Here is a 24,737-nt window from a genome sequence, read left to right on the forward strand (position 1 = left end):
CACGCGTAGCGCTACGGAGTGCCCAGGGGACGTCCGTGGGCTGCCGGGGCTCGACGACCCGCTTCGCTCGAAGGTCGCCTTCGCGTCGGCGCCTTGCGGCCGCACGCGTAGCGCTACGGAGTGCCCAGGGGACGTCCGTGGGCTGCCGGCGCTCGACGACCCGCTTCGCTCGAAGGTCGCCTTCGCGTCGGCGCCTTGCGGCCGCACGCGTAGCGCTACGGAGTGCCCAGGGGACGTCCGTGGGCTGCCGGGGCTCGACGACCCGCTTCGCTCGAAGGTCGCCTTCGCGTCGGCGCCTTGCGGCCGCACGCGTAGCGCTACGGAGTGCCCAGGGGACGTCCGTGGGCTGCCGGGGCTCGACGACCCGCTTCGCTCGAAGGTCGCCTTCGCGTCGGCGCCTTGCGGCCGCACGCGTAGCGCTACGGAGTGCCCACGCAGGTGTTGGTGGTCCTCAGCCGGAGTAGTCGGCGCTGGCCCGCTTGGCGGTCTCGAGGAACAGCTGCCGTGAGGCGAGGTTCTCCTCGAGCTCCCTGACCTTCTTCTCATTGCCCGCGGACCTCGCCTTCTCGAGGTCGGCCTCGACCTTGGCGATGGCGGCCTCGAGCTTGGAGACCATGTCGTCGGCGCGGGCGGACTTCTCGGGGTCCGAGCGGCGCCACTGCTCCTCCTCGACGCCCCGGATCTCCTGCTCGACCTTGCGGATCCGGCCCTCGAGCTCCTTCATCCGCTCCCTCGGGACCTTGCCGGCGGCGTCCCACCGCTCGGCGATGTCGCGGAACGCCCGCTTGGCGGCCTCGATGTCGGTGACGGGCAGCAGCGCCTCGGCCTCGACGAGCAGCCGCTCCTTGACCTCGGCGTTGGCCGCGAACTCCTGGTCCTGCTCGGCGGCGGCCGCGTCGCGGGCGCCGAAGAACTGGTCCTGGGCGCCGCGGAAGCGCTTCCAGAGAGCGTCGTCGACGTCGCGCGGAGCCGGACCGGCGGCCTTCCACTGCCGCATCAGGTCGCGGTAGCGGCCCGCGGTCGGGCCCCACTCGGTCGACGTGGCGAGCTCCTCGGCCTCGGCCGCCAGTCGCTCCTTGACGGCCCGAGCCGCGTCGCGCTTCTCGTGCTGCTCGGCGAAGTGCGCCTTGCGGCGCCGGGTGTACGCGGTGCGGGCGGTGGAGAAGCGGCGCCACAGTGCGTCGTCGGAGGACCGGTCGATGCGGGGGAGCGCCTTCCACTCGTCGAGCAGCTCGCGCAGCCGGTTGGCGCCGTTGCGCCAGTCGCTGCCCTCGGCGAGCTTCTCGGCCTCGGCGACGATGCGCTCCTTGCTCGCACGCGACTCGGCCGAGCGCTGGGCGCGCTCGGCCTTGCGGGCCTCGCGCTGCTGGTCCAGGACGGGGCCGAGGGCCTCGAGCCGCGCGGTGAGCGCCGCGAGGTCGCCGACGGCGTTGGCCTCGGCCACCTGGGTCTGCACGGTGCGCACGGAGGCGGCCGCCTCCTCCGGAGCCATGACCCCGGACTGGATCCGCTTCTCGAGCAGCTCCACCTCGAAGGCGAGCGCGGCGTAGCGCTCGGTGAAGAACTTCAGCGCCTCGTCAGGGGTCCCTTCGGGGTACTGCCCGACCGCGCGTTCCCCGTCCGGGGTCTTCACGTAGACGGTGCCGTCCTCGTCGACTCGTCCCCACTGCTGGCTAGTCACCACGAAATCCCTGGTTCCCTCGATGTGCGCTGGGCGTCCGCCGGCGCGGAACGCAGGTGCCCATGCTAGTCATGAACCGCCGGCGCTCGCCCGAGCCCGCCGCCCACCGGTGCGGCGGCGCCCTCGGGCGCTCGATAGTCTTCCGGGGTGCTGATCGCCGGATTCCCCGCAGGCCCGTGGGGTACGAACTGCTACGTGGCCGCCACCGGACCCGGCAGCGAGTGCGTGGTCGTCGACCCCGGCAAGGACGCCGCCGACGGCGTGGCACAGGTGGTCCGCGAGCACCGGCTCAAGCCCGTGGCGGTGCTCGTGACGCACGGCCACGTCGACCACATGTGGTCGGTCGCGCCGGTCGCCGGGACGTACGACGCCACCGCGTGGATCCACCCCCAGGATCGGCGGCTGCTCTCCGACCCGACCGCCGCCATGTCGCCCGACACCGTGCAGATGCTGCTCGGCGGCGGCTACGAGTTCGCCGAGCCCGACGACGTCCGCGAGCTCTCCGACGGACAGGTGCTCGAGCTCGCCGGTCTGCGGCTCACGGTCGACCACACCCCGGGCCACACCCGCGGCTCGGTCACGTTCCGCTCGCCGTACGACCAGCAGGACGTGAGCCAGGTGATGTTCTCCGGCGACCTGCTCTTCGCGGGATCGATCGGCCGGACCGACCTGCCCGGTGGCGACCACGCGGCGATGCTGCGCAGCCTCGCCGACAAGGTGCTGACGCTGCCCGACGACGTGGTCGTGCTCCCGGGCCACGGCGAGCAGACCTCCATCGGCCGCGAGCGCGCCACCAACCCCTTCCTCCAGGACCTGGGACAGGACCTCTGAGCATGGCCAAGCCCACCCCGCTGAGCGGGTTCCCCGAACTGCTGCCCGAGGCGCGCGTCGTCGAGCGTGAGGTCATCGCGTCGCTCTCACGCACCTTCGAGCTGCACGGGTTCGCCAACATCGAGACCCGCGTCGTCGAGCCGCTCGACCGGCTCGCCAAGGGCGGCGAGATCGACAAGGAGATCTACGTCCTGCGCCGCCTGCAGGCCGGCGACGAGGAGGGCGACGCTGCGGGAGACCGGGTGCTGGGCCTGCACTTCGACCTGACGGTGCCGTTCGCGCGCTACGTGCTCGAGCACGCCGGCCACCTGGAGTTCCCGTTCCGGCGCTTCCAGATCCAGCCGGCGTGGCGCGGCGAGCGCCCGCAGGAGGGCCGGTACCGACAGTTCACCCAGGCCGACGTCGACATCGTCGGCAAGGACGTGCTGCCGTTCCACCACGACGTCGAGGTGATGCGCGTGATGGTCGACGCGCTCGACGCGCTGCCGATCCCGCCGGTGAGCTTCCAGTTCAACAACCGCAAGCTCATCCAGGGCTTCTACCGCGGCCTCGGTGTGCCCGACGTGACGGCCGCGATCCGCTCGATCGACAAGCTCGACAAGCTGCCGGCCGAGGCGGTCGCCGGGCTGCTCGTCAGCGAGGCGGGTGCCACCTCGGAGCAGGCGCAGCGGTGTCTCGAGCTCGCGAGCATCCGGGTGCCCGACTCGTCCTTCGTGGAGCGCGTCCGCGCGCTCGGGGTGCAGGACGACCTGCTCGAGGAGGGCCTCGCCGAGCTCGCCGCCGTCGTCGAGGGCTGCGGCGCCGGCACCCACCGGCACGTCAGTGTCGAGGCCAACCTGCGGATCGCCCGCGGCCTGGACTACTACACGGGCACCGTCGTCGAGATCTTCATGGCGGGCTACGAGCGGCTGAAGTCCGTGGGGGGCGGCGGTCGCTACGACGCGCTCGCCTCCGACGGGCGCGCGACCTACCCCGGTGTCGGGGTCTCCTTCGGCGTCTCGCGCACGTTGATCCCGCTACTCGCCGACGGCGTCCTCGCCGGCAGCCGCCCGGTCCCCAGTGCCGTGCTCGTGGCCGTCGTCGACGAGGACACGCGTGCCGCCAGCACGGCGGTCGCCGACGCGCTCCGCTCCCGCGGCATCGCCTGCGAGGTCGCGGCCAGCGCCCAGAAGTTCGGCAAGCAGATCCGGTACGCCGAGCGCCGGGGCATCCCGTACGTGTGGTTCCCGCACGCCGAGGGTGGGCACGAGGTCAAGGACATCCGTTCGGGGGAGCAGGCCAGCGCGGATCCGGCGACCTGGGCCCCACCGACCGAGGACCTCACGCCCCAGGTGGTCTCGGCAACCTCGACCACCGACGTCAGCTCGACCAACGACAGCTCGACCAACGAGACGGAGCAAACCAAGTGATCCGCACCCACGACGCCGGCGCCCTGCGCGCCGAACACGTCGGCCAGACCGTCACCCTCGCCGGGTGGGTCGCCCGGCGCCGCGACCACGGGGGCGTCGCGTTCCTCGACCTGCGCGAGGCCAGCGGCGTGGTCCAGGTCGTCGTCCGCGACGAGGCCGTCGCCCACGCCCTGCGCAGCGAGTACTGCATCAAGGTGACCGGCGAGGTCGCGCTGCGGCCCGAGGGCAACGCCAACCCCAACCTCCCGACCGGTGAGATCGAGGTGATCACCAGCGGTCTCGAGGTGCTCAGCGCCGCCGCTCCGCTGCCGTTCCCGATCGACGAGCACGTGGAGGTCGGCGAGGAGGCCCGGCTCAAGCACCGTTACCTCGACCTGCGGCGCCCGGGCCCCAACCACGCGCTGCGCCTGCGCAGCAAGGTCAACAAGGCCGCCCGCGACGTGCTCGACGGCCACGGCTTCGTCGAGATCGAGACGCCGACGCTGACGCGCTCGACGCCCGAGGGCGCCCGCGACTTCCTGGTGCCGGCACGGCTCCAGCCCGGCAGCTGGTACGCCCTGCCGCAGAGCCCCCAGCTGTTCAAGCAGCTGCTGATGGTGGCCGGCATGGAGCGCTACTTCCAGATCGCGCGGTGCTACCGCGACGAGGACTTCCGCGCCGACCGGCAGCCCGAGTTCACCCAACTGGACATCGAGATGAGCTTCGTCGAACAGGACGACGTCCTGGCGGTGGCCGAGGAGATCCTGGTCGCGCTGTGGAAGTTGATCGGCCACGACGTGCCGGTCCCGCTGCCGCGGATGACCTACGCCGAGTCGATGGCGCGCTACGGCACCGACAAGCCCGACCTGCGGATGGGCCAGGAGCTCGTCGAGTGCACCGAGTACTTCGCGAACACCACGTTCCGGGTCTTCCAGGCGCCGTACGTCGGCGCGGTGGTGATGCCCGGGGGAGCGAGCCAGCCGCGCAAGCAGCTGGACGCCTGGCAGGAGTGGGCCAAGCAGCGCGGCGCCCGAGGCCTGGCCTACGTCCTCGTGGGCGAGGACGGCGAGCTCGGCGGCCCGGTGGCGAAGAACATCACCGACGACGAGAAGGCCGGCCTGGCCGCACACGTGGGCGCAGAGCCGGGCGACTGCATCTTCTTCGCAGCGGGAGCGGTCAAGCCGAGCCGTGCGCTGCTGGGAGCCGCCCGCCTGGAGATCGGCCGCCGCTGCGGCCTGATCGACGAGGACGCCTGGAGCTTCCTGTGGGTCGTGGACGCGCCTCTGTTCGAGCCGACCGCCGACGCCACCGCCTCCGGCGACGTGGCGCTGGGCTACAGCGCGTGGACGGCGGTGCACCACGCGTTCACCTCTCCGCAGGACCTCGATACCTTCGACACCGACCCGGGCAGCGCCCTCGCGTGGGCCTACGACATCGTCTGCAACGGCAACGAGATCGGCGGCGGGTCGATCCGTATCCACCGCGAGGACGTCCAGCGGCGGGTCTTCGCGATCATGGGCATCGGCGAGGACGAGGCCCAGGAGAAGTTCGGGTTCCTGCTCGACGCGTTCAAGTACGGAGCGCCTCCGCACGGCGGCATCGCGTTCGGCTGGGACCGGATCGTGGCGCTGTTGGCCGGCACCGAGTCGATCCGCGACGTGATCGCGTTCCCCAAGTCCGGTGGCGGTTTCGACCCCCTCACCGCAGCTCCTGCGCCGATCACGCCTGAGCAGCGGAAGGAGGCGGGCGTAGACGCCTCGCCGCCGAAAGCCATCCCGGCGGAGGCTTGATCAGAAGGACGGCAGGCCAACCCGTCGAGACCAGATCGTTACACGCAGTAGACCCTTTGATGCGCTGGCGTCACATAGAGTCCGACCCGTCGCCGGCCCTCCGGCGCCCGTGATCCGGGCTCTCGAACCGACGCGCAGCACACCCGACAAGACAGAGGTGACATGACTGTTCAGGCCTCCAACCTGGAGAGCGAACACCTGCCGGACCCGACCGGCGCGCCCGAGAGCGACATCGCGAAGATCGCCGGCAAGTCCCCGACGAAGCTCGCGATGGACCGGTTCCGTCGCGACAAGCTCTCGATGATCTCGTTCACGGTCGTCGCTGTGTACGTCCTGATCGGCATCTCGGCGCCGTTCCTCGTGAAGTTCGGCGTGCTCGACCCGACCGGCTTCAACAAGGAGCTCGTCGACCCGTCCACGGGCGGTCTCCCCATCGGCAGCTACGGCGGCGCAAGCTGGGATCACCCGTTCGGCGTCGAACCGGGCACCGGCCGTGACGTGCTGTCCCGACTTCTGTACGGCGTGACGTTCTCGCTGACGATCGCCATCTCGGCGACGATCATCGCGATCGTCATCGGGACCGTGCTCGGCATCATCTCCGGCTTCACCGGTGGCTGGGTCGACTCCATCATCGGCCGCGCAATCGACCTGACGCTGTCGTTCCCCCAGACGCTGATGCTGCTGGCGCTCTCGAGCATGGGCGTCGCCACGGTGGCCAAGTTCATGCCGGGCGGAGAGTCCGACAACCTCCCCAACGGCGCCTACGTGGTGATCGTGCTCGGCCTGTTCGGCTGGCCCGGCATCGCTCGTATCATCCGCGGGCAGGTGCTGTCGGTGCGCGAGCGCGAGTTCGTCGACGCCGCGGTGCTGATCGGTGCGTCTCGGCGACGGATCTACTTCAAGGAGATCCTGCCGAACCTGTGGGCACCGCTGCTGGTCACGTTCACGCTGACCATGCCGGCGTACATCTCCGCAGAGGCGGCGCTGAGCTTCCTCGGGGTCGGCATCATTCCGCCGACACCGACGCTCGGCAACATCCTGCGCAGCTCGATCAACTACTCCATCGGCGACTTCATGTTCTTCTTCACGCCCGCGTTCCTGATCATGGTCATCGTCGTGAGCTTCAACCTGCTCGGTGACGGCATCCGCGACGCGCTCGACCCCAAGGCGGCGCGTTGACGCCCTGCCCGGGCACCCACCCACGCTTCGGCGGCAGAAAGCCGTCGAATGTGCCGCCGCTCCAGGCGCGACACACACTCAAGGAGAAGTAATGGTCAAGTATCGAAAGCGGTTGCTCGCAGCCACCGCTGCGATCGCGCTGGCGGCCGGACTGGCCGCGTGCGGTGGCGGCTCGGACGACAAGAGCCCCGACAACAGCCCGACCGGTGACGCGGGCGCCGAGGGCGCGAAGGGTGGCACGCTCTACTACTACATCTACGCGCCGTACGAGCACGTCGACCCGCAGCGCACCTACGTGGGTGTGGAGCTGACGAACTTCCGCCGGACGATCTACCGCAGCCTGGTGGCCTTCCCGATCTCCGAGGACGCGGACGTCGCCAACACCCCGGTCCCGGACCTCGCGACGGACGTCGGCACCAAGAACGACGACGCCACGGAGTGGTCGTTCACGATCAAGGACGGCGTCAAGTGGGAGGACGGCCAGCCGATCACGTGTGATGACTTCAAGTACGGCGCGTCCCGCGTGTTCGCGACCGACGTCATCACCGGTGGCCCGAACTACCTCCTGAGCTACCTCGACGTCCCCACGGACAAGTCGACGGGCCTGCCGATCTACACCGGGCCCTACAACTCCAGCCCTGAGGGTCAGGCCGCCTTCGACAAGGCGATCACCTGCGACGGCAACACCATCACCTACAAGTTCAACAAGCCGTGGCCGGACTTCCCGCTGGCCGTCGCGAGCCTGTCGATGATGGACCCGTACCGCAAGGACAAGGACCAGGGCGCCAAGTCCAACTACCAGATGTTCTCGAACGGTCCCTACCGCATCGAGGGCAGCATGTGGAACAAGAACAAGGGTGCGACGTTCGTCCGCAACGACAACTACGACGAGACGACGGACTCCACCGACATCCGGATGGCGCTCCCCGAGGAGATCGTCTTCAACGTGGGTCAGACCACCGAGACGATCTACGACCAGCTGATCCAGGACTCCGGTGACGCGCAGTACGCGGTGACCAGCCAGCGCGTGCCCCCGGCCTACTACTCGCAGATCGTCGGCGACATCGAGAACCGCTCGGTGCTCGTCCCGTCGCCGTACGTCGACTACCTGGTGCCGAACTTCCGCCGCCTGACGGACCCCGCGGTCCGCGAGGCCCTGAAGGTCGCCACGGACGCCGAGGGCTGGATCAACGCCGGTGGTGGCGAGAAGGCATACGCCCCCGCCGAGTCGATCGTCAACCCGGCCGTGATCGGCTACCAGGACAACCCGGCGTTCTCCGGCCCGCAGGCCGGTGACCCCGACGCTGCCAAGAAGATCCTGGACGACGCCGGTGTTCAGACGCCGTACCCGATCAAGTTCACCTACCCGCAGTCGGACACCGCCGACAAGCAGGCCGCAGCGCTCCGGGAGACCTGGAACAAGGCCGGCTTCGACGTGACGCTCGACCCGCTGGGCGACACCTACTACGACGTCGTGCAGCAGCCCGACAAGGACAGCGACGTCATGTGGGCCGGCTGGGGCTCTGACTGGCCGTCGGCCATCACGGTGACCCCGCCGCTCTTCGACAGCCGTCCCAACCTGACCGCCAACAGCGACGGCCAGGACTACGGCGCCTACAAGAGCGACGAGTTCAACAAGCTCGTCGACGAGGCCGCCAACGCGGCCGACGTGGACGCGCAGACCGCCGCCCTGCAGAAGGCCGACGAGGTCCTCGGCAAGGACGTCGCCTACATCCCGCTGGAGATCGCGCAGTTCTACTTCCTCCACGGCTCGAAGGTGACCGGCTACATGAACACCCCCGCCTCGTCGATGTACCCGGACCTGGGCCCCATCGGCGTGGAGCAGTGACGGACTCCGTCACCGGAACACCCAGCAACACTCAGTAGCACCTGAGTCGGGGGGGGGGGGGGGGGGGGGGNCCCCCCCCCCCCCCCCCCCCCACGCCCGGGGGTGAGGGCCTCGTCGAGGGGCCCTCACCCTCACCTCCGTCCAGGGTGCATGCTTGGTCCAAGCACCAGCCGCACCCACTGACACGACCCGAGGTGGTCCCTCCCGATGTTCGCGTACGTCGTTCGCCGGCTCTTCATCGGCGTGATCCTGCTGATCGTGATGAGCCTGGTGACGTTCATGCTGTTCTTCCTGATGCCCCAAGACCCCGCGCGGGTCGCGTGCGGCAAGAACTGCAGCATCGCCCAGATCAAGCAGACCGAGAAGGCCCTCGGCTACGACAAGCCGGCCCTCACCCAGTGGGTCGACTTCCTGCAGGGCGTGGTCGTCGGGCGCGAGTACCCCGAGGACAAGACGCTGCGCGAGAAGGCGCCGGAGCTGATCTCCGACTGCGCCGCTCCGTGTCTCGGCTACTCCCGCGTCAACCAGGTCACCGTCGCCTCCGAGATCAAGGAGGCCTTCCCGGTCTCCCTCTCGCTGGCCGTGCTCGCCTTCCTGATGTGGATCATCGGCGGCGTCCTCTTCGGGGTGATCGCCGCGGTCACCAAGGGGACCGTGATCGACCGTGGGATCGTCGCGCTCTCCTTGGTCTTCTACGCCTTCCCGACCTTCTTCATCGGCCTGTTCCTACTCAAGTTCATCGCGATCAAGTGGGGCCTGGTCGACGTGCCGAGCTACACGACGATCGCCGAGGGCGGCATCGGCGGTTGGCTGAGCAACCTGTTCCTCCCGTCCCTGACGCTCGCGCTCTTCTTCATGGCCGGCTACGTCCGGATGACCCGTGCGTTCGTGCTCGAGTCGATGACCGAGGACTACATCCGCACCGCCCGTGCGAAGGGCCTCAAGCGCGGCCCGGTGCTGTTCAAGCACACGATGCGCGCCGCACTGACCCCGCTGGTCACCATGGCCGGACTCGACTTCGCCGGCCTGATGGGCGGCGCGATCATCACCGAGTCGGTGTTCAACTTCAACGGCCTCGGCAAGCTCGTAGTCGATGCGAACGTCTCCTACGACCTGCCGACCCTGATCGGACTCGTGGTCCTGCTCGGAGCATTCGTGATCGTGGCCAACATCATCGTCGACGTTCTGTACGCCGTCATCGACCCGCGCGTCCGCGTCGCCTGAGGGGAAACAACCAACCGTGAGCTTTCTGTCCGTCCGGGACCTCCGGGTCCACTTCCCGACGATCGACGGCGTCGTCAAGGCCACCGACGGCCTCTCCTTCGACCTCGAGCGGGGCAAGACCCTCGGCATCGTCGGCGAGTCCGGCTCCGGCAAGTCGGTGTCGACCTCTGCCATCCTCGGTCTCCACCGCCGCACCAACGCGATCGTCAGTGGTGAGATCCTGCTCGACGGCGTCGACCTGCTGAAGATCAGCGACGAGGACATGCGCCGCCGGCGTGGTCGTGACGTCGCGATGATCTTCCAGGACCCGCTGTCGGCCATGCACCCCTACTACCGCGTCGGCAACCAGATCGCCGAGGCCTACCGCGTCCACCATGACGTCAGCAAGAAGGCCGCGCGGGCCCGTGCCATCGAGATGCTCGACCGCGTCGGCATCCCGCAGCCGGATCGCCGCGTCGACGACTACCCGCACCAGTTCTCCGGCGGGATGCGGCAGCGCGCGATGATCGCGATGGCGCTGATCAACAACCCCAGCCTGCTGATCGCCGACGAGCCGACGACCGCGCTCGACGTCACCGTCCAGGCCCAGATCCTCGACCTGCTCCAGGACCTGCAGCGCGACTTCGACGCCGCGGTCATGATCATCACCCACGACCTCGGGGTGGTGGCCGAGATGGCGCACGACGTCCTGGTGATGTACGGCGGCCGCTGTGTCGAGTACGGCTCGACCAAGGAGATCCTCACGCACCCGGAGATGCCGTACACCTGGGGGCTGCTCTCCAGCATCCCCGAGGTCGGCGCCGATCCCGAGGCCAAGCTCCTGCCGATCCCCGGCAACCCGCCAAGCCTGCTGAACCCGCCCAGTGGCTGCCACTTCCACCCGCGGTGCACCCACCGTGACAAGGTGCCGGGCGACTTGTGCTGGACTGTGAGCCCCGAGCTGACGCCGGGGACGCGGGGAGATGGTCACCTCAAGAGGTGCCACCTCGCGAATCCCGACGTCGTGTACGAACGAGAGGTCCTGCCGGAGATCGCGCCGGACCTGGTGGAGGAACGATGAGCGACCAGCAGCTGCCGATGGTGGGTGGCATGCCAGGTGACGACCCGACCAGTCGGGGCGGCGAGCGGTTGGGCGCGGCCAGCCAGTTCGTGGAGACCGAGCGGCCGCACTCCGCGGCACAGGCCCACTTCGACGCCGAGCCGATCCTCGAGGTGCGCGACTTGCGCATGTACTTCCCGGTCCGGTCGGCCGGCATCATCCGGCGCACTGTCGGCAACGTGCAGGCCGTCGACGGGGTGTCCTTCCAGGTGCCGAAGGGCGGATCGCTCGGCCTGGTGGGGGAGTCAGGCTGTGGCAAGTCCACCACCGGTCGGCTGATCACGCGGCTCTACGAGCCGACGGGTGGGTCGATCGAGTTCGACGGCCGGGACATCTCGAAGACCTCGTCGCGCGGTCTCAAGCCATTGCGGCGGGAGATCCAGATGATCTTCCAGGACCCCTACACCTCGCTCAACCCGCGGCACACGGTCGGCGCGATCGTGGGCGCCCCGCTGCTGATCCACGGCATCCTGCCGAAGGACAAGGTCCTCCCGCGGGTGCAGGAGCTGCTCGAGATCGTCGGGCTCAACCCCGAGCACTACAACCGCTACCCGCACGAGTTCTCCGGCGGCCAGCGTCAGCGCATCGGCATCGCCCGGGCGCTCACGCTGCAGCCCAAGCTCCTCGTGGCCGACGAGCCGGTCTCCGCGCTCGACGTCTCGATCCAGGCACAGGTCATCAACCTGCTGCAGGAGGTCCAGCGCGAGTTCGACATCGCGTTCCTGTTCATCGCCCACGACCTCGCGGTGGTCCGGCACTTCTGCCCCGAGGTGGCGGTGATGTATCTCGGCAAGATCGTCGAGATCGCCGACCGTGACTCGCTCTATGACCGCCCGAACCACCCGTACACCCAGGCGCTGCTGTCCGCGGTGCCCGACGTGCGGCAGGCGGCGGTCGGTGGCCGCCGGGAGCGGATCCGGCTCGAGGGCGACGTGCCCAGCCCGATCAACCCGCCGTCCGGCTGCCGGTTCCGCACCCGGTGCTCGCTGGCGCAGGAGATCTGCGCCCGCGTCGAGCCGCCGCTGCTCCAGATCGGGAAGCGTCACAAGGTCGCCTGCCACTTCGCCGGCGAGCTGGGGCACCACCCCGAGCGGCCGGTCACGGCCTCCCTGCTCGGCGTCGACGACACCGGCACGCCCGACCCGGGCGCCAGCCCGAGCATCGAGGTCGGCAACGACCCGGGCTACGCCGACACGTGGTTCGACCTCCAGCGCAAGACGATGGCGGGGGCCTGACATCAGGCTGCCCGCACTAGCCTGACCCGGTGGACGAGGGACTGTTCGACGCGCCCGGATCAGGCTCGCGCGCCAGCGGTGGGTCGCTCACCGGTAACACGCACGCGTCGGCGCCGCTCGCGGTGCGGATGCGCCCGCGCACGCTCGACGAGCTGGTCGGACAGGCACAGCTGCGTGCGCCCGGGTCGCCGCTGCGTCGGCTGGTCGAGGGCGACCAGCCGATGTCGCTGCTGCTGTGGGGCCCGCCGGGGACCGGCAAGACCACGATCGCGGCGATCGTGAGCCAGCAGACCGACCGCCGGTTCGTGGAGGTCTCCGCGGTCTCGGCCGGGGTCAAGGAGGTGCGGGCGGCGATCGACGCGGCCCGCGCCGAGCTGGTCGGCAGCGGCCGCGAGACCGTGCTGTTCGTCGACGAGGTGCACCGGTTCAGCAAGGCCCAGCAGGATGCGCTGCTGCCGGGGGTGGAGAACCGCTGGGTGACGCTGATCGCGGCCACCACGGAGAACCCGTTCTTCAGCGTGATCTCGCCGCTGCTGTCGCGCAGCCTGCTGCTGCGGCTGCAGTCGCTGACCGACGACGACATCCGGGCGGTGCTCGCGCAGGCGCTGGCCGACGAGCGGGGCCTGGGCGGCCGGGTCACGGTCGAGGACGAGGCTCTGGAGCACCTGGTCCGCCTGGCGGGCGGGGACGCCCGGCGGTCGCTGACCTACCTCGAGGCAGCGGCCGGCGCCGCGACGTCCCAGGGGAGCGACACCGTCGACCTGGCGACCGCCGAGACCGCGGTCGACCAGGCCGCGGTCCGCTACGACCGCCAGGGCGACCAGCACTACGACGTGACCAGCGCGTTCATCAAGTCGGTCCGGGGCTCCGACGCCGACGCCGCGCTCCACTACCTGGCCCGGATGATCGAGGCGGGCGAGGACCCACGCTTCATCGCCCGGCGGCTGGTCATACTCGCCAGCGAGGACGTCGGCCTCGCCGACCCGACCGCGCTGACCACGGCGGTCGCCGCGGCCCAGGCCGTCCAGCTGATCGGCATGCCGGAGGCGGGCCTCAACCTCGCCCACGCCACGATCGCGCTGGCGGTGGCCCCCAAGTCCAACGCGGTCACGCTCGCGATCGGCGCCGCCACCGCCGACGTCAAGGCAGGCAAGATCGGCCCGGTCCCGCCCCACCTGCGCGACGCGCACTACTCCGGGGCCAAGAAGCTCGGCCACGGCGCCCGCTACAAGTACAGCCACGACGAGCCGTTCGGCATCGCCGAGCAGCAGTACGCCCCCGACGTGGTGGCCGACGCCGAGTACTACCGGCCCACGACCCTGGGCGCGGAGGCGGCGATCAAGGAGCGCTGGGAGCGAGTACGCCGTTTGATCCGTGGGAGCGGTGGTTGAGGAAGGCGCTCTGCGCCTGTCTCGAAACCACCGCGATAGGGTCGGACACCATGCAGGACTGGATCGTGCCCGTCGGCGCCGGGGCCCTCGCGCTGCTGGCGCTCGGGCTCGGCGTCGCCCTGCTGCGCGCCCGGTCCCGCACCGACCGGGCCGTCACCGCGGCCCGCGCGGAGACCGCCGCGCTCCGGGCCGAGCTCGAGGCACTGGAGCGGCGGCTGTCGCGCCCGGACCCGCGGACGCCCGCCGACGCCGCGGAGCCCCAGGAGTACGTCATCACCCACCTCGGTGAGGACGACCCGGACGCGACCGAGCCGGCGCACCTCGAGCGTGCGCTGTTCGCCGACCTGGTGCTCCGCGAGACCGTGGTCAAGGCCGCGTCCCTGGCCCACGGCGTACGCCGTGCCCTCGCCCCCGAGACCCGCAACCGGATCCGGTTCGAGATGAGGCGCGAGGTCAAGCGGGCCCGCAAGCAACGCCGCTCCGACACTCGCCAGGCTCGCCGCGAGTGGCAGGCGCGCCAGCGCGCCGACGACCCGAACCACCCCGGTCGCCCGGACCGCAAGGAGACGGCGGCATGAGGCGCGGGCTCTGGTTCGTCGCCGGGGCCGGGGCGGGGGTCTACGCCATGGTCCGCGGCCGGCGCGCCGCCGAGGCGCTCACCGTCGACGGCCTCAAGGATCGGCTCGGCGCCCTCGAGCTGGGCGCCCGGATGTTCCGCGACGAGGTCGCGCAGGGGCGGGTCGAGAAGGAATCGGAGTTGCGCGAGAGACTCGGGCTCGTGCCTCATGGGAGGCCCGAGCTCGAGGGGGGACGGCACAAGGCCGTCACCGCGCCGCCCGCAGCACTCACTGAAGAGGAAGGCACCACCTGATGGACACCGCGGAGATCCGCCGACGGTTCGTTGCGCACTTCGAGCACAACACGACCGTCGGGGCACACACGCCGGTGCCGTCCGCGTCGCTGCTGCTCGACGACCCGAACCTGCTGTTCGTCAACGCCGGCATGGTGCCGTTCAAGCCGTACTTCCTCGGCCAGGAGACCCCGCCCTACCCGCGGGCGACCAGCGTGCAGAAGTGCGTGCGCACCCCGGACATCGAGGACGTCGGCAAGACCACCCGGCACGGCACGTTCTTCGAGATGTGCGGCAACTTCTCCTTCGGTGACTACTTCAAGGAGGGCGCCATCGAGCTCGCCTGGGACCTGGTCACCAAGCCGCTCGCCGACGGCGGCTGGGGGCTGGAGGAGAGCAAGCTCTACCCGAGCGTCTACGAGGACGACCCCGAGGCAGTGGCCCTGTGGCGCAAGGTCACCGGACTGCCGGAGGACCGGATCATCCGGCTCGGCAAGCGGGAGAACTACTGGTCGATGGGGGTGCCCGGACCGGGCGGTCCGTGCTCGGAGATCCTCTACGACCGCGGCCCCGACTACGGCCCCGACGGTGACTTCGGACCCAAGGGCGAGGACCGCTACCTCGAGATCTGGAACCTCGTGTTCATGCAGGACGAGCTGAGCGAGGTCCGGTCCAAGGAGGACTTCGACATCGCCGGCTCGCTGCCGAAGAAGAACATTGACACCGGCATGGGCCTCGAGCGGGTCGCGTTCCTGCTCCAGGGCAAGGCCAACATGTACGAGATCGACGTGATGTTCCCGGTCATCCAGAAGGCCGAGGAGCTCAGCGGTCGCCGCTACGGCGCCGACCACGAGGACGACGTGCGGTTCCGCGTCGTGGCCGACCACATCCGCAGCTCGATGATGCTGATCGGCGACGGCGTGACCCCCGGCAACGAGGCCCGCGGCTACGTGCTGCGCCGGCTGCTGCGGCGAGCGGTCCGGTCGATGCGCCTGCTCGGCTACGAGGACCCGGCGCTGCCCGAGCTGTTCCCGATCAGCCGCGACAAGATGGGGGAGACCTACACCAACCTCCACCAGGACTGGGAGCGGATCTCCACCGTCGCGTACGCCGAGGAGCACGCGTTCCGGCAGACGCTGCGCGCCGGCACCACGATCTTCGACCAGGCCACCGCCGAGTTGAAGCAGGCCGGCGGCAGCCAGCTCTCCGGCGACAAGGCGTTCGCGCTGCACGACACCTACGGCTTCCCGATCGACCTCACCCTCGAGATGGCCGCCGAGCAGGGCCTGGCCGTCGACGAGGTCGGCTTCCGGCGCCTGATGAACGAGCAGCGTCAGCGCGCCAAGGACGACGCGAAGGCCAAGAAGGGCCAGCACCGCGACGCCTCGGCCTACCGCCAGGTCGCGGACTCGATGGGCCGCCCGGTGGAGTTCACCGGCTACGACGTGATCACCGACGAGGCGTCGGTGCGCGGCCTGGTGGCCGCGGGCGGCGTGGTCGCGTCGGCCGGACCCGGCGACGAGGTCGAGGTCGTGCTGGACCGCACGCCGTTCTACGCCGAGGGCGGTGGCCAGCTCGCCGACCAGGGCATCATCGAGCTCGACAACGGCGCCCGGCTCGAGGTGCGAGATGTGCAGTCGCCGGTCACGGGGCTGATCGTGCACCACGCGACCGTGCTCTCCGGCGAGGTGACCGCCGGGCTGGGCGCGCACGCCGTCGTCGACGTCGAGCGTCGCCGCGCGATCTCGCGTGCGCACACCGCGACCCACATGGTGCACAAGGCCTTCCGCGAGGCCCTCGGCGAGACGGCCACCCAGGCGGGGTCGGAGAACGCGCCGGGCCGGTTCCGCTTCGACTTCTCCGCGGTCGGCGCCGTGCCGGCGTCGGTGATGGCGGACGTCGAGGCGCGCGTCAACGAGGTCGTGCTCGACGACCTGGCCGTGCACGCCGAGGTGATGAGCCAGGCCGAGGCGGTCAGATCCGGCGCGATGGCGCTGTTCGGCGAGAAGTACGGCGACCGGGTGCGCGTGGTGTCCGTCGGCGACTGGGCCCGCGAGCTGTGCGGCGGCACCCACGCCGGCAGCTCCGGCAAGCTCGGCGTGATCAAGCTGCTGGGCGAGTCGTCGATCGGCTCCGGCGTACGCCGCGTCGAGGCGCTGGTCGGCAGCGACGCCTACCGGTTCCTGGCGCGCGAGCACGTGCTGGTCTCCCAGCTCTCCGACACCCTCAAGGTCCGGCCCGAGCAGCTGCCCGAGCGGGTCAGCGACCTGGTCGAGAAGCTCCGCACCGCGGAGAAGGAGATCGAGAAGGTCCGGGTCGCCCAGCTGCTCGCCGCGGCGGGCGAGCTCGCCGCGGGTGCCGCGAAGGTCGGGCCGGTCAACCTGGTCGCGCACCGCGCGGACGGGGCGGGCGGCGGCGACGTGCGCACGCTCGCGCTCGACGTCCGCGGCCGGCTGCCGCAGGGCGAGCCCGGCGTCGCCGTGGTCATCGGTGCCCTCGACGGCAAGGTCGCGGTCGTGGCCGCGCTCAACGACGAGGCGCGGGCCCGCGGACTGAGCGCCAACGATCTGGTGCGCGCGGTCGGCCCACTGGTCGGCGGCAAGGGCGGCGGCAAGGACGACGTGGCGCAGGGTGGCGGCACCGACGCCTCCCGCATCGACGAGGCGATCGCGCTGGTCACGACCGAGGTCGGGCGGGTGGCGGCCGGCTGAGGCCCGGCCGCGAGGATGAGCCCGACGATGAGGCACGGCACCCGCATCGGCATCGACCCCGGAGACGCCCGTATCGGGGTGGCTCGCAGCGACCCCACGGGGTTCCTGGCCACGCCGGTCGAGACCGTACGCCGCGGCAAGGGCGACCTCGCCCGGATCGTCCGGATCCTCAGCGAGGAGGGCGACGGGTCGCCCGTCCTCGAGGTCGTCGTCGGCCTGCCCCGGTCGCTCTCCGGGGGCGAGGGGCCGGCCGCGGTCAAGGTCCGGGAGTTCGCGGGCCGGCTCGCGGCCCGCGTGGCACCGGTCCCGGTGCGGCTGGTCGACGAGCGTATGACCACCGTGTCGGCGGAGGCTATGCTGCGCGACCAGGGCCGCAAGGGGGGCAAGCGGCGAGCCGTGGTCGACCAGGCAGCAGCCGTCCTGATCCTGCAGCACGCACTGGACACCGAACGCGCGACGGGGGCCGCGCCGGGCGAGATCGTCGAGGAGACCTAGATGACCGACGAGTACGAGCCCCTCGAGGGCCTGGACGACACGCGCGATCACGGGGGTGTGCTCGGCACCGCGGACCCGGCGTACGAGCCGGGCCGGCGGCGGAGGCGCCGCAGCCTGCGCAGCTGCCTCGCGGTGCTGGTCGCGCTCGCGATCGTCGTCGGCGGCTTCTACTTCGTGGTGACCTGGGGCATCGACAAGGTGCGCGACCAGTTCGGCTCCGCCGAGGACTACCCGGGCCCGGGTCGCGGCAACGTGACCTACCAGGTCGTCAGCGGGGCCACGGCCGGGAGCATCGGCCGTGACCTGAAGTCCGCGGGGGTCGTCGCGTCGGTCGACGCGTTCGTCGAAGCCGCCAACGCGAGCCCGGACTGGTCCAAGCTGCAGGCGGGCTACTTCGCGCTGAAGAAGGAGATGGCCGCCGCCGACGTGGTCGGCATCCTCGTCGACCCCGCCAACATGGTCACCGACCGGGTCACGATCCCCGAGGGCCTACGGGTGGTCGACACGGTCGCGATCCTCGCGAAGAAGACGAAGTACAAGAAGGCCGACTTCAACAAGGTCCTCGACAAGCCCGACTCGCTCGGGCTGCCCGACTACGCCGACGGCAACCCCGAGGGCTACCTCTTCCCGGCGACCTACGACTTCGGCCCGGACGCGACCCCCGAGTCGATGCTGAAGGCCATGGTCACTCGCTGGCAGCAGGCCGCCGACGACGCCGATCTGGAGGACGCCGCGGCGGCGCTCGGCTACACGCCTGCGGAGCTGATGACCGTCGCCAGCCTCGTGCAGGCCGAGGGCCGGGGTGATGACATGCCGAAGATCGCCCGGGTGATCTACAACCGTGTCGAGAACCCCGACAACGGCCTCACCAACGGGCTGCTGCAGGTCGACGCGTCGGTCAACTACGCCCTGGGTCGCTCCACGATCGCCGTGCTGACCCAGGCGGAGATCGACTCGGTGGCGGACTCGCCGTACAACACCTACAAGCAGGCTGGCCTGCCGCCCACGCCTATCGAGGCACCGGGCGACGACGCTATCGCCGCCGCGGCGCACCCCGCGGACGGCAGCTGGCTGTTCTACGTGACGGTCAACCTCAAGACCGGAAAGACCAAGTTCACCGACGACTACCAGGAGTTCTTGGGCTTCAAGCAGGAGCTCCAGGAGTACTGCGCCACCCAGTCCGACCGGTGCTGAGCCCCGACCAGACGATGCGGTGCGCCGTCCTGGGTGACCCGGTCGCCCACTCGCTGTCGCCCGCCCTGCACCGGGCCGGGTACACCGCGCTCGGCCTGGACTGGGTGTACGACGCGGTCCGGGTGCACGAGGACGGCCTGGCAGCGTTCCTGGGCGGGCTCGGCGCCGACTGGCGCGGCCTGTCGCTGACGATGCCGCTCAAGCGGCGCGCCCTCGAGCTCGTCACGGACGTGACCGACCGCGCCCGTCTCGCCGGCGGCGTCAACACGCTCGTGCTCGAGCACGGCTCGGTCGTCCTGGCCGACAACACCGACCTGCCTGGGGCGGTCGCGGCGATCCGGGAGCGCTACGACGGCCCGGTCACCGCCGGGACCGTGCTGGGCGGGGGAGCGACAGCGGCGTCGACCGGGCTCGCGCTCGTCGAGCTCGGGGCACGCCGCGTGCGGCTGCTGGCGCGGAGCCCGGAGCGAGCTGCGGCCGCGGCTGCCGCGATCGCCGCCCATCCGGCCGCGCCCACGGTCGAGGTCGACGAGCTCGCCGACGGCCGTGTGGAGGGCGAGGTGGTGGTCTCCACGGTCCCGGCCGCGGCCCAGGACACCGCACTGGTCGAGCGCTGCGCGAACGTCCCGGTGGTGTTCGAGGTGGTCTACGACCCGTGGCCGACCCCGCTCGCGGCCTCGGTGGGCGACGACCGCGTGCTGGTCGGCGGACTGGACCTGCTGGTGCACCAGGCGGTCCTGCAGTTCGAGCTGTTCACCGGCGTCGCCGGGCCGCTGGCCGCGATGCGGGCCGCGGGAGAGCGCGCGCTCGCGGCGGCGGGCGGGTGAGCCTCGACCCGGCGGCCGTCGCCCTCGGCGCGGTCGCGTGCAGCGCCGCCGGCCTGCTGGTGGCGCCGCTGATCTCGTGGATCCCCGAGCCCGACCCGGAGCCTGACCCGGACGACGGCCCCCCCAAGCCGGCGTACGCCGACGTCGCCGCAGCACCGCTCCTACCGGCCGTCTCCGTGGCCGTCTGCCTGATCGCCGGGGGCCTGGTCGGGGCGTCGGTCGGCCTCGCCTGGCCGCTGCTGTTCCTGCTCCCGCTCGTCCCGGTGGGCGTGGCGCTCGCCGCGGTCGACCTGCGCACGCACCTGCTGCCCACGGTGGTGGTGTGGCCGACGTTCCTGGTCACGGCGGTGCTGGTGCTCCTCAGCGGCCTCCTGGAGGCCGACCGGGACGCCTTGGTCGGTGCCGGCCTGGGCGTCGTCGTGGTGTTCGGGCTGTTCTACCTGCTCTGGTGGATCCACCCCGCCGGCATGGGCTTCGGCGACGTCCGCCTCTCCGCGGTTCTCGGGCTGGCGCTCGGCTACCTCGGCTGGGCCGAGGTCCTCATCGGCGTGTACGGCGCGTTCCTGGCGTTCTCGGTGCCCGGTCTGCTCGTGGCGTTGGTGCGCCGCAACCGCGCCGTGCTCAAGGTCGCCTACCCGTTCGGGCCGTTCCTGCTGGCGGGTGCGCTCGCGGGCGTGGTCCTCGGTCCGCTGTGGAGCGGTCTCGTCACGGGGTGACCGCGGTCGGGCCGGCGGCCCGGCGTGAAAGACTGCGGCCATGCTTCGTTGGCTGACCGCGGGTGAGTCCCACGGCCCTTCCCTGGTCGCGATCCTCGAGGGGCTGCCCGCCCATGTGCAGGTGACCTCGAGCGACATCGCCGACGCCCTCGCGCGGCGCCGGCTCGGCTACGGGCGCGGCGCGCGGATGAAGTTCGAGCAGGACGAGGTCACCCTGGTCGGCGGCATCCGCCACGGCGAGACGATCGGAGGCCCGGTCGCCATCGAGATCGGCAACACCGAGTGGCCCAAGTGGGAGAAGGTCATGTCGGCCGACCCCGTCGACCCGGTCGAGCTGGAGGCACTGGCCCGCAATGCCCCGCTCACCCGGCCGCGGCCCGGCCACGCCGACCTGGTCGGGATGCAGAAGTACGACTTCCCCGAGGCCCGGCCGATCCTCGAGCGCGCCTCGGCCCGCGAGACCGCGGCCCGGGTCGCGCTCGGCCGGGTGGCGTCGCAGTTCCTCGAGCAGTCGACGGGGGCCCGGATCGTCTCCCACGTGCTGGAGCTGGGCGGGGTCCGAGCGCCCGCCGGCCTGTGGCCCGGCCCCGACGACGTGGCCCGGCTCGACGACGACCCGGTCCGGTGCCTCGACGCCGACACCAGCAAGCTGATGGTCGAGGCGATCGACCAGGCCCACAAGGACGGCGACACCCTCGGCGGCGTGGTCGAGGTCGTGGTCCACGGCCTGCCGCCGGGCCTCGGGTCGCACGTGCACTGGGACCGGCGCCTCGACGCCCGCCTCGCCGGCGCGCTGATGGGCATCCAGGCGATCAAGGGCGTCGAGGTGGGCGACGGGTTCGAGCTCGCGGCGACGCCCGGCTCGCGGGCGCACGACGAGATCGTCTCCGGCACCCACGGCATCGAGCGGGTCAGCGGCCGCTCCGGCGGCACCGAGGGCGGCATGTCCACCGGCGAGATCCTCCGGGTGCGCGCGGCGATGAAGCCGATCGCCACCGTGCCCCGGGCGCTGCGGACCGTCGACGTCGCCACCGGCGAGGCGACCGTGGCCCACCACCAGCGCTCCGACGTCTGCGCGGTCCCGGCCGCCGGGATCGTCGCCGAGGCGATGGTCGCGCTGGTGCTCGCCGACGCCGTCCTGGAAAAGTTCGGCGGCGACTCGGTGCGCGAGACCCTCCGCAACGTGGAGAGCTACCTGGACACGCTGAGGTTCCGGTGACCACTCCGACCCGGCCCCGGGTCGTGCTGGTGGGCCCGATGGGCGCCGGCAAGACCACCGTCGCCGAGCTGCTGGCCACCGCCTGGGGCACGACCGTCCGCGACACCGACCGCGACGTCGAGGCCGTCGAGGGCCGGACGATCTCCGACATCTTCGTGGACTCCGGCGAGGAGGCCTTCCGCGGGCTCGAGCGAGCCGCGGTCGCCGACGCGCTCGCGACCCACGACGGCGTGCTGGCGCTCGGCGGCGGCGCCGTCCTCGACCCGCACACCCGCGAGCTGCTGGCCGGGCACCGGGTGGTGTTCCTCCAGGTGGGGCTCACCGACGCGGTCAAGCGGGTCGGGCTCGGCACCTCCCGCCCGCTGCTGCTCGGCAACGTCCGCGGCCGGATCAAGGCGCTCCTCGACGAGCGCACCCCGATCTACGAGTCGGTGGCGGACCTCGTCGTGGACACCGACGGGCGCAGCCCCGAGGATGTCGCCGAGGAGATCCTGGCCGCGTACGGCGAGCCTGAGGTGGAGGGGGAGGCATGAGGGACACCGTCGTGCGGGTCACGGGCCCCTCGCCGTACGACGTGGTCGTCGGCCACGACCTCGCCGACCGGCTCCCGCAGCTGCTCGGCGTGGGCGTCCAGCGGGTCGCGGTCGTGTTCTCCGACGCGCTGGCCGAGCTGGTGCGCCCGGTCCTCGACTCCCTTGCCGCGGCGTACGACGTGATGGTGCTGCCGATCCCCGACGGCGAGCGGGCCAAGAAGGCCGCGGTCGCGGTGTCCTGCTGGGAGGCGCTCGGCGAGGCCGGGTTCACCCGCTCGGACGCGGTCGTCACCTTCGGCGGCGGCGCGACCACCGACGTCGGCGGCTTCGTCGCCGCGACCTGGCTGCGCGGCGTGAAGGTCGTGCACGTGCCCACCACGCTGCTCGGCATGGTCGACGCGGCCGTGGGGGGCAAGACCGGCGTCAACACCCGCAGCGGCAAGAACCTCGTCGGTGCGTTCCACGAGCCCGCCGGCGTGCTGTGCGACCTCGCCACGCTGCGCACGCTGCCGCGGGCCGAGCTGGTGGCCGGCCTCGGCGAGGTCATCAAGTGCGGGTTCATCTCCGATCCGGGCATCCTGACGCTGGTCGAGAGCACCGACCCGGCTGGGCTCGACGCCGACTCGCCGGTGCTGCGCGAGCTCGTCGAGCGCGCGGTGCGGGTCAAGGCCGAGGTGGTCTCCGCCGACCTCAAGGAGACCGGGGGAGCGGGCGGCCATCCCGGCCGCGAGATCCTCAACTACGGCCACACCATGGCGCACGCCATCGAGCGCACCGAGAACTACCGCATCCGGCATGGGGAGGCCGTCTCGATCGGCTGCGTCTACGTCGCCGAGCTGGCCAGCCGCGCGGGGACCCTCGCGGCCGACGTCGTCGACCGGCACCGCCACACGTTCTCGCGGGTCGGCCTGCCCACGACGTACTCCCAGGCCTCCTTCGACGAGCTGCACCGGGCGATGCGCGTGGACAAGAAGGCGCGCGGCTCGCAGCTGCGGTTCGTGGTGCTCTCCGACCTGGCGGTTCCCACCGTCCTGGCCGGCCCCTCGGTGGTGGACCTGCGCGACGCCTACGCCGCGATCGGCGGGCCGGCGTGAGCGGTACGCGGCGGGTGCTGGTGCTCAACGGTCCCAACCTCGGCCGGCTCGGTCGTCGCCAGCCCGAGATCTACGGCACGACCACGCACGCCGAGCTGGCGCAGCGGTGCGTGGACTGGGGCCGCGACCTGGACCTCGACGTCGAGGTCCGGCAGACCAACCACGAGGGTGCGCTGCTCGACTGGCTCAACTCCGCCGCCGACGACGCGGTCCCGGTCGTGCTCAACGCCGCAGCCTGGACGCACTACTCCTACGCGATCCTCGACGCCTGTGCCCAGCTCACGGCGCCGCTGGTCGAGGTGCACATCTCCGACCCGCACCAGCGCCCCGAGGAGTTCCGGCACACCTCGGTGGTCACGCCGTACGCCGTCGAGGTGATCGCCGGCCACGGCGTCGACGGCTACCGGATGGCGCTCGAGGTCATCGCCCGACGTTGAGTCGGGACTTCTGCACGTCGAGTCGGGAGTTCAGACAGTCGAGTTGGGACTTCTGACCGGCGAGATGGCCAGAAGTCCGGAATCAATCGTCACAAGTCACGAATCAACGTGGGGGAACCCGTTGGGAGTGGCCGGCGTCGGACCCACATGAACACCAACGTGACGGTGAGTGTGCGCGGGCTCCTGGTGGCCGCGCTCGTGGCGATGGCCCTGGTGGTGGCCTACCTCCTCGGCGGCTCCGGCGGGGCGACCCCGGCGGCGCAGGCGGCCGACGACCGGAGCCCGGCACCGGCGCAGCCGCGCCGGATGCTGACCATGACCGGCACCGGCGAGGCCGGCGCGGTCCCCGACCAGCTGTCCTTCGGCCTCGGGGTGCACGTGACGCGCGTCGGCCTCGACGACGCGCTCGACGCCGCGAACACGACGATGAGCAAGGTCCTCGGCGCGCTGGGGGAGTACGGCGTCGCCAAGGCCGACGTGCAGACCACGGGGCTGTCGATGACGCCGGTGTACCAGTATCACGACTACAGCCCGCCGACGATCACCGGCTACCGCGTCTCCGAGCGCGCCGCGGTGCTCGTCAAGGAGCTCAAGCAGGGCGGCAAGGCGGTCAGTGCCGCCGTCGCCGCCGGGGGCAACAGCGTGCAAGTGAGCAACATCCGCCTGCTGGTCGGCGAGAGCGACGAGGTGATGGCCGAGGCCCGCGACGCCGCGGTCGAGGAGGCCGCCGTCAAGGCGCAGCAGTACGCCGAGGCCTCCGGCCAGACGCTCGGCGACGTCGTCACGCTCCGCGAGGTGCGCACCCGCCCGCTGCCGACCCGGGACATCGAGCTCCACGGTGCCAAGGCCGGCTACGGCTCGCTGGACCGGCTGGCCGCGGCGATGCCGATCCGCGCCGGCCGCGACCAGGGGTCGGTGACGGTGCAGGTGGTCTGGGAGCTGTCGTAGCCGCGCTTTTCGGTGCCGCGGGGCGAGCCGATAGACTCGTGCGCTG

The 24,737-nt window shown here is 71.3% G+C and carries 22 protein-coding genes; 21 read left to right on the forward strand and 1 reads right to left on the reverse strand.

Annotation, left to right across the window (positions count from 1 at the left end; translation table 11 throughout):
• Window positions 1-451 precede the first annotated feature (451 nt).
• Window positions 452-1,681, reverse strand: a complete 1,230-nt coding sequence (locus QQZ14_RS07765) for a DUF349 domain-containing protein (RefSeq protein ID WP_284533672.1) — start codon at window positions 1,679-1,681, stop codon at window positions 452-454.
• Window positions 1,682-1,828: 147 nt separating this feature from the next.
• Here QQZ14_RS07765 and QQZ14_RS07770 point away from each other — a divergent pair, with 147 nt between their 5' ends.
• From QQZ14_RS07770 to QQZ14_RS07870, 21 genes are all read left to right on the forward strand, one after another.
• Entirely contained in the window at window positions 1,829-2,512 is a 684-nt protein-coding gene (locus tag QQZ14_RS07770) for an MBL fold metallo-hydrolase (protein ID WP_284533674.1), read from the forward strand.
• A 2-nt stretch (window positions 2,513-2,514) separates the two neighbouring features.
• The gene (gene hisS / locus QQZ14_RS07775) at window positions 2,515-3,921 is read left to right on the forward strand and encodes a histidine--tRNA ligase (protein WP_284533675.1); all 1,407 of its coding nucleotides are present in this window, start codon (window positions 2,515-2,517) and stop codon (window positions 3,919-3,921) included.
• A complete protein-coding gene (gene aspS / locus QQZ14_RS07780; RefSeq protein WP_284533676.1) occupies window positions 3,918-5,690 on the forward strand; it encodes an aspartate--tRNA ligase in 1,773 nt (590 codons plus the stop codon). Before hisS ends, aspS begins: the two co-directional genes overlap by 4 nt.
• Before the next feature lie 162 nt (window positions 5,691-5,852).
• Window positions 5,853-6,869, forward strand: coding sequence for an ABC transporter permease (locus tag QQZ14_RS07785; protein WP_284533677.1), 1,017 nt, complete (start codon window positions 5,853-5,855; stop codon window positions 6,867-6,869).
• 91 nt (window positions 6,870-6,960) lie between these two features.
• Complete coding sequence (locus QQZ14_RS07790; protein ID WP_284533678.1) at window positions 6,961-8,718, forward strand: ABC transporter substrate-binding protein; 1,758 nt, start codon at window positions 6,961-6,963, stop codon at window positions 8,716-8,718.
• A gap of 207 nt (window positions 8,719-8,925) precedes the next feature.
• Window positions 8,926-9,942, forward strand: a complete 1,017-nt coding sequence (locus QQZ14_RS07795; RefSeq protein WP_284533679.1) for an ABC transporter permease — start codon at window positions 8,926-8,928, stop codon at window positions 9,940-9,942.
• 16 nt (window positions 9,943-9,958) lie between these two features.
• A complete protein-coding gene (locus tag QQZ14_RS07800; protein ID WP_284533680.1) occupies window positions 9,959-11,002 on the forward strand; it encodes an ABC transporter ATP-binding protein in 1,044 nt (347 codons plus the stop codon).
• Window positions 10,999-12,276, forward strand: a complete 1,278-nt coding sequence (locus tag QQZ14_RS07805) for an ABC transporter ATP-binding protein (protein WP_284533681.1) — start codon at window positions 10,999-11,001, stop codon at window positions 12,274-12,276. Before QQZ14_RS07800 ends, QQZ14_RS07805 begins: the two co-directional genes overlap by 4 nt.
• A gap of 29 nt (window positions 12,277-12,305) precedes the next feature.
• Complete coding sequence (locus QQZ14_RS07810) at window positions 12,306-13,667, forward strand: replication-associated recombination protein A (RefSeq protein ID WP_284533682.1); 1,362 nt, start codon at window positions 12,306-12,308, stop codon at window positions 13,665-13,667.
• 50 nt (window positions 13,668-13,717) lie between these two features.
• Window positions 13,718-14,245 carry a hypothetical protein gene (locus tag QQZ14_RS07815; protein ID WP_284533683.1) on the forward strand — a complete coding sequence of 176 codons (528 nt, stop codon included), beginning with the start codon at window positions 13,718-13,720 and terminating at the stop codon, window positions 14,243-14,245.
• Window positions 14,242-14,538, forward strand: coding sequence for a DUF6167 family protein (locus tag QQZ14_RS07820; protein WP_284533684.1), 297 nt, complete (start codon window positions 14,242-14,244; stop codon window positions 14,536-14,538). The genes QQZ14_RS07815 and QQZ14_RS07820 overlap by 4 nt, the downstream gene beginning before the upstream one ends.
• Window positions 14,538-17,228, forward strand: a complete 2,691-nt coding sequence (gene alaS, locus QQZ14_RS07825; protein ID WP_284533685.1) for an alanine--tRNA ligase — start codon at window positions 14,538-14,540, stop codon at window positions 17,226-17,228. Before QQZ14_RS07820 ends, alaS begins: the two co-directional genes overlap by 1 nt.
• Before the next feature lie 27 nt (window positions 17,229-17,255).
• Window positions 17,256-17,723, forward strand: a complete 468-nt coding sequence (gene ruvX, locus QQZ14_RS07830; RefSeq protein WP_284533686.1) for a Holliday junction resolvase RuvX — start codon at window positions 17,256-17,258, stop codon at window positions 17,721-17,723.
• A complete protein-coding gene (gene mltG / locus QQZ14_RS07835) occupies window positions 17,724-18,917 on the forward strand; it encodes an endolytic transglycosylase MltG (protein WP_284533687.1) in 1,194 nt (397 codons plus the stop codon).
• On the forward strand, window positions 18,911-19,744 hold the full coding sequence (locus tag QQZ14_RS07840; RefSeq protein ID WP_342395228.1) for a shikimate dehydrogenase: 834 nt from the start codon (window positions 18,911-18,913) through the stop codon (window positions 19,742-19,744). The genes mltG and QQZ14_RS07840 overlap by 7 nt, the downstream gene beginning before the upstream one ends.
• Entirely contained in the window at window positions 19,741-20,460 is a 720-nt protein-coding gene (locus QQZ14_RS07845) for a prepilin peptidase (RefSeq protein ID WP_284533688.1), read from the forward strand. Before QQZ14_RS07840 ends, QQZ14_RS07845 begins: the two co-directional genes overlap by 4 nt.
• A gap of 40 nt (window positions 20,461-20,500) precedes the next feature.
• On the forward strand, window positions 20,501-21,679 hold the full coding sequence (gene aroC / locus QQZ14_RS07850; protein WP_284533690.1) for a chorismate synthase: 1,179 nt from the start codon (window positions 20,501-20,503) through the stop codon (window positions 21,677-21,679).
• Entirely contained in the window at window positions 21,676-22,212 is a 537-nt protein-coding gene (locus QQZ14_RS07855; RefSeq protein ID WP_284533691.1) for a shikimate kinase, read from the forward strand. The genes aroC and QQZ14_RS07855 overlap by 4 nt, the downstream gene beginning before the upstream one ends.
• Window positions 22,209-23,306, forward strand: a complete 1,098-nt coding sequence (gene aroB, locus QQZ14_RS07860; protein WP_284533692.1) for a 3-dehydroquinate synthase — start codon at window positions 22,209-22,211, stop codon at window positions 23,304-23,306. Before QQZ14_RS07855 ends, aroB begins: the two co-directional genes overlap by 4 nt.
• Window positions 23,303-23,743, forward strand: a complete 441-nt coding sequence (locus QQZ14_RS07865) for a type II 3-dehydroquinate dehydratase (protein WP_284533694.1) — start codon at window positions 23,303-23,305, stop codon at window positions 23,741-23,743. Before aroB ends, QQZ14_RS07865 begins: the two co-directional genes overlap by 4 nt.
• A 147-nt stretch (window positions 23,744-23,890) precedes the next feature.
• Window positions 23,891-24,691 carry an SIMPL domain-containing protein gene (locus QQZ14_RS07870; RefSeq protein WP_284533695.1) on the forward strand — a complete coding sequence of 267 codons (801 nt, stop codon included), beginning with the start codon at window positions 23,891-23,893 and terminating at the stop codon, window positions 24,689-24,691.
• The last annotated feature ends 46 nt before the right edge of the window (window positions 24,692-24,737 follow it).

The sequence above is a fragment of the Nocardioides sp. T2.26MG-1 genome (assembly GCF_950101795.1).
Classification (GTDB): Bacteria; Actinomycetota; Actinomycetes; order Propionibacteriales; family Nocardioidaceae; genus Nocardioides.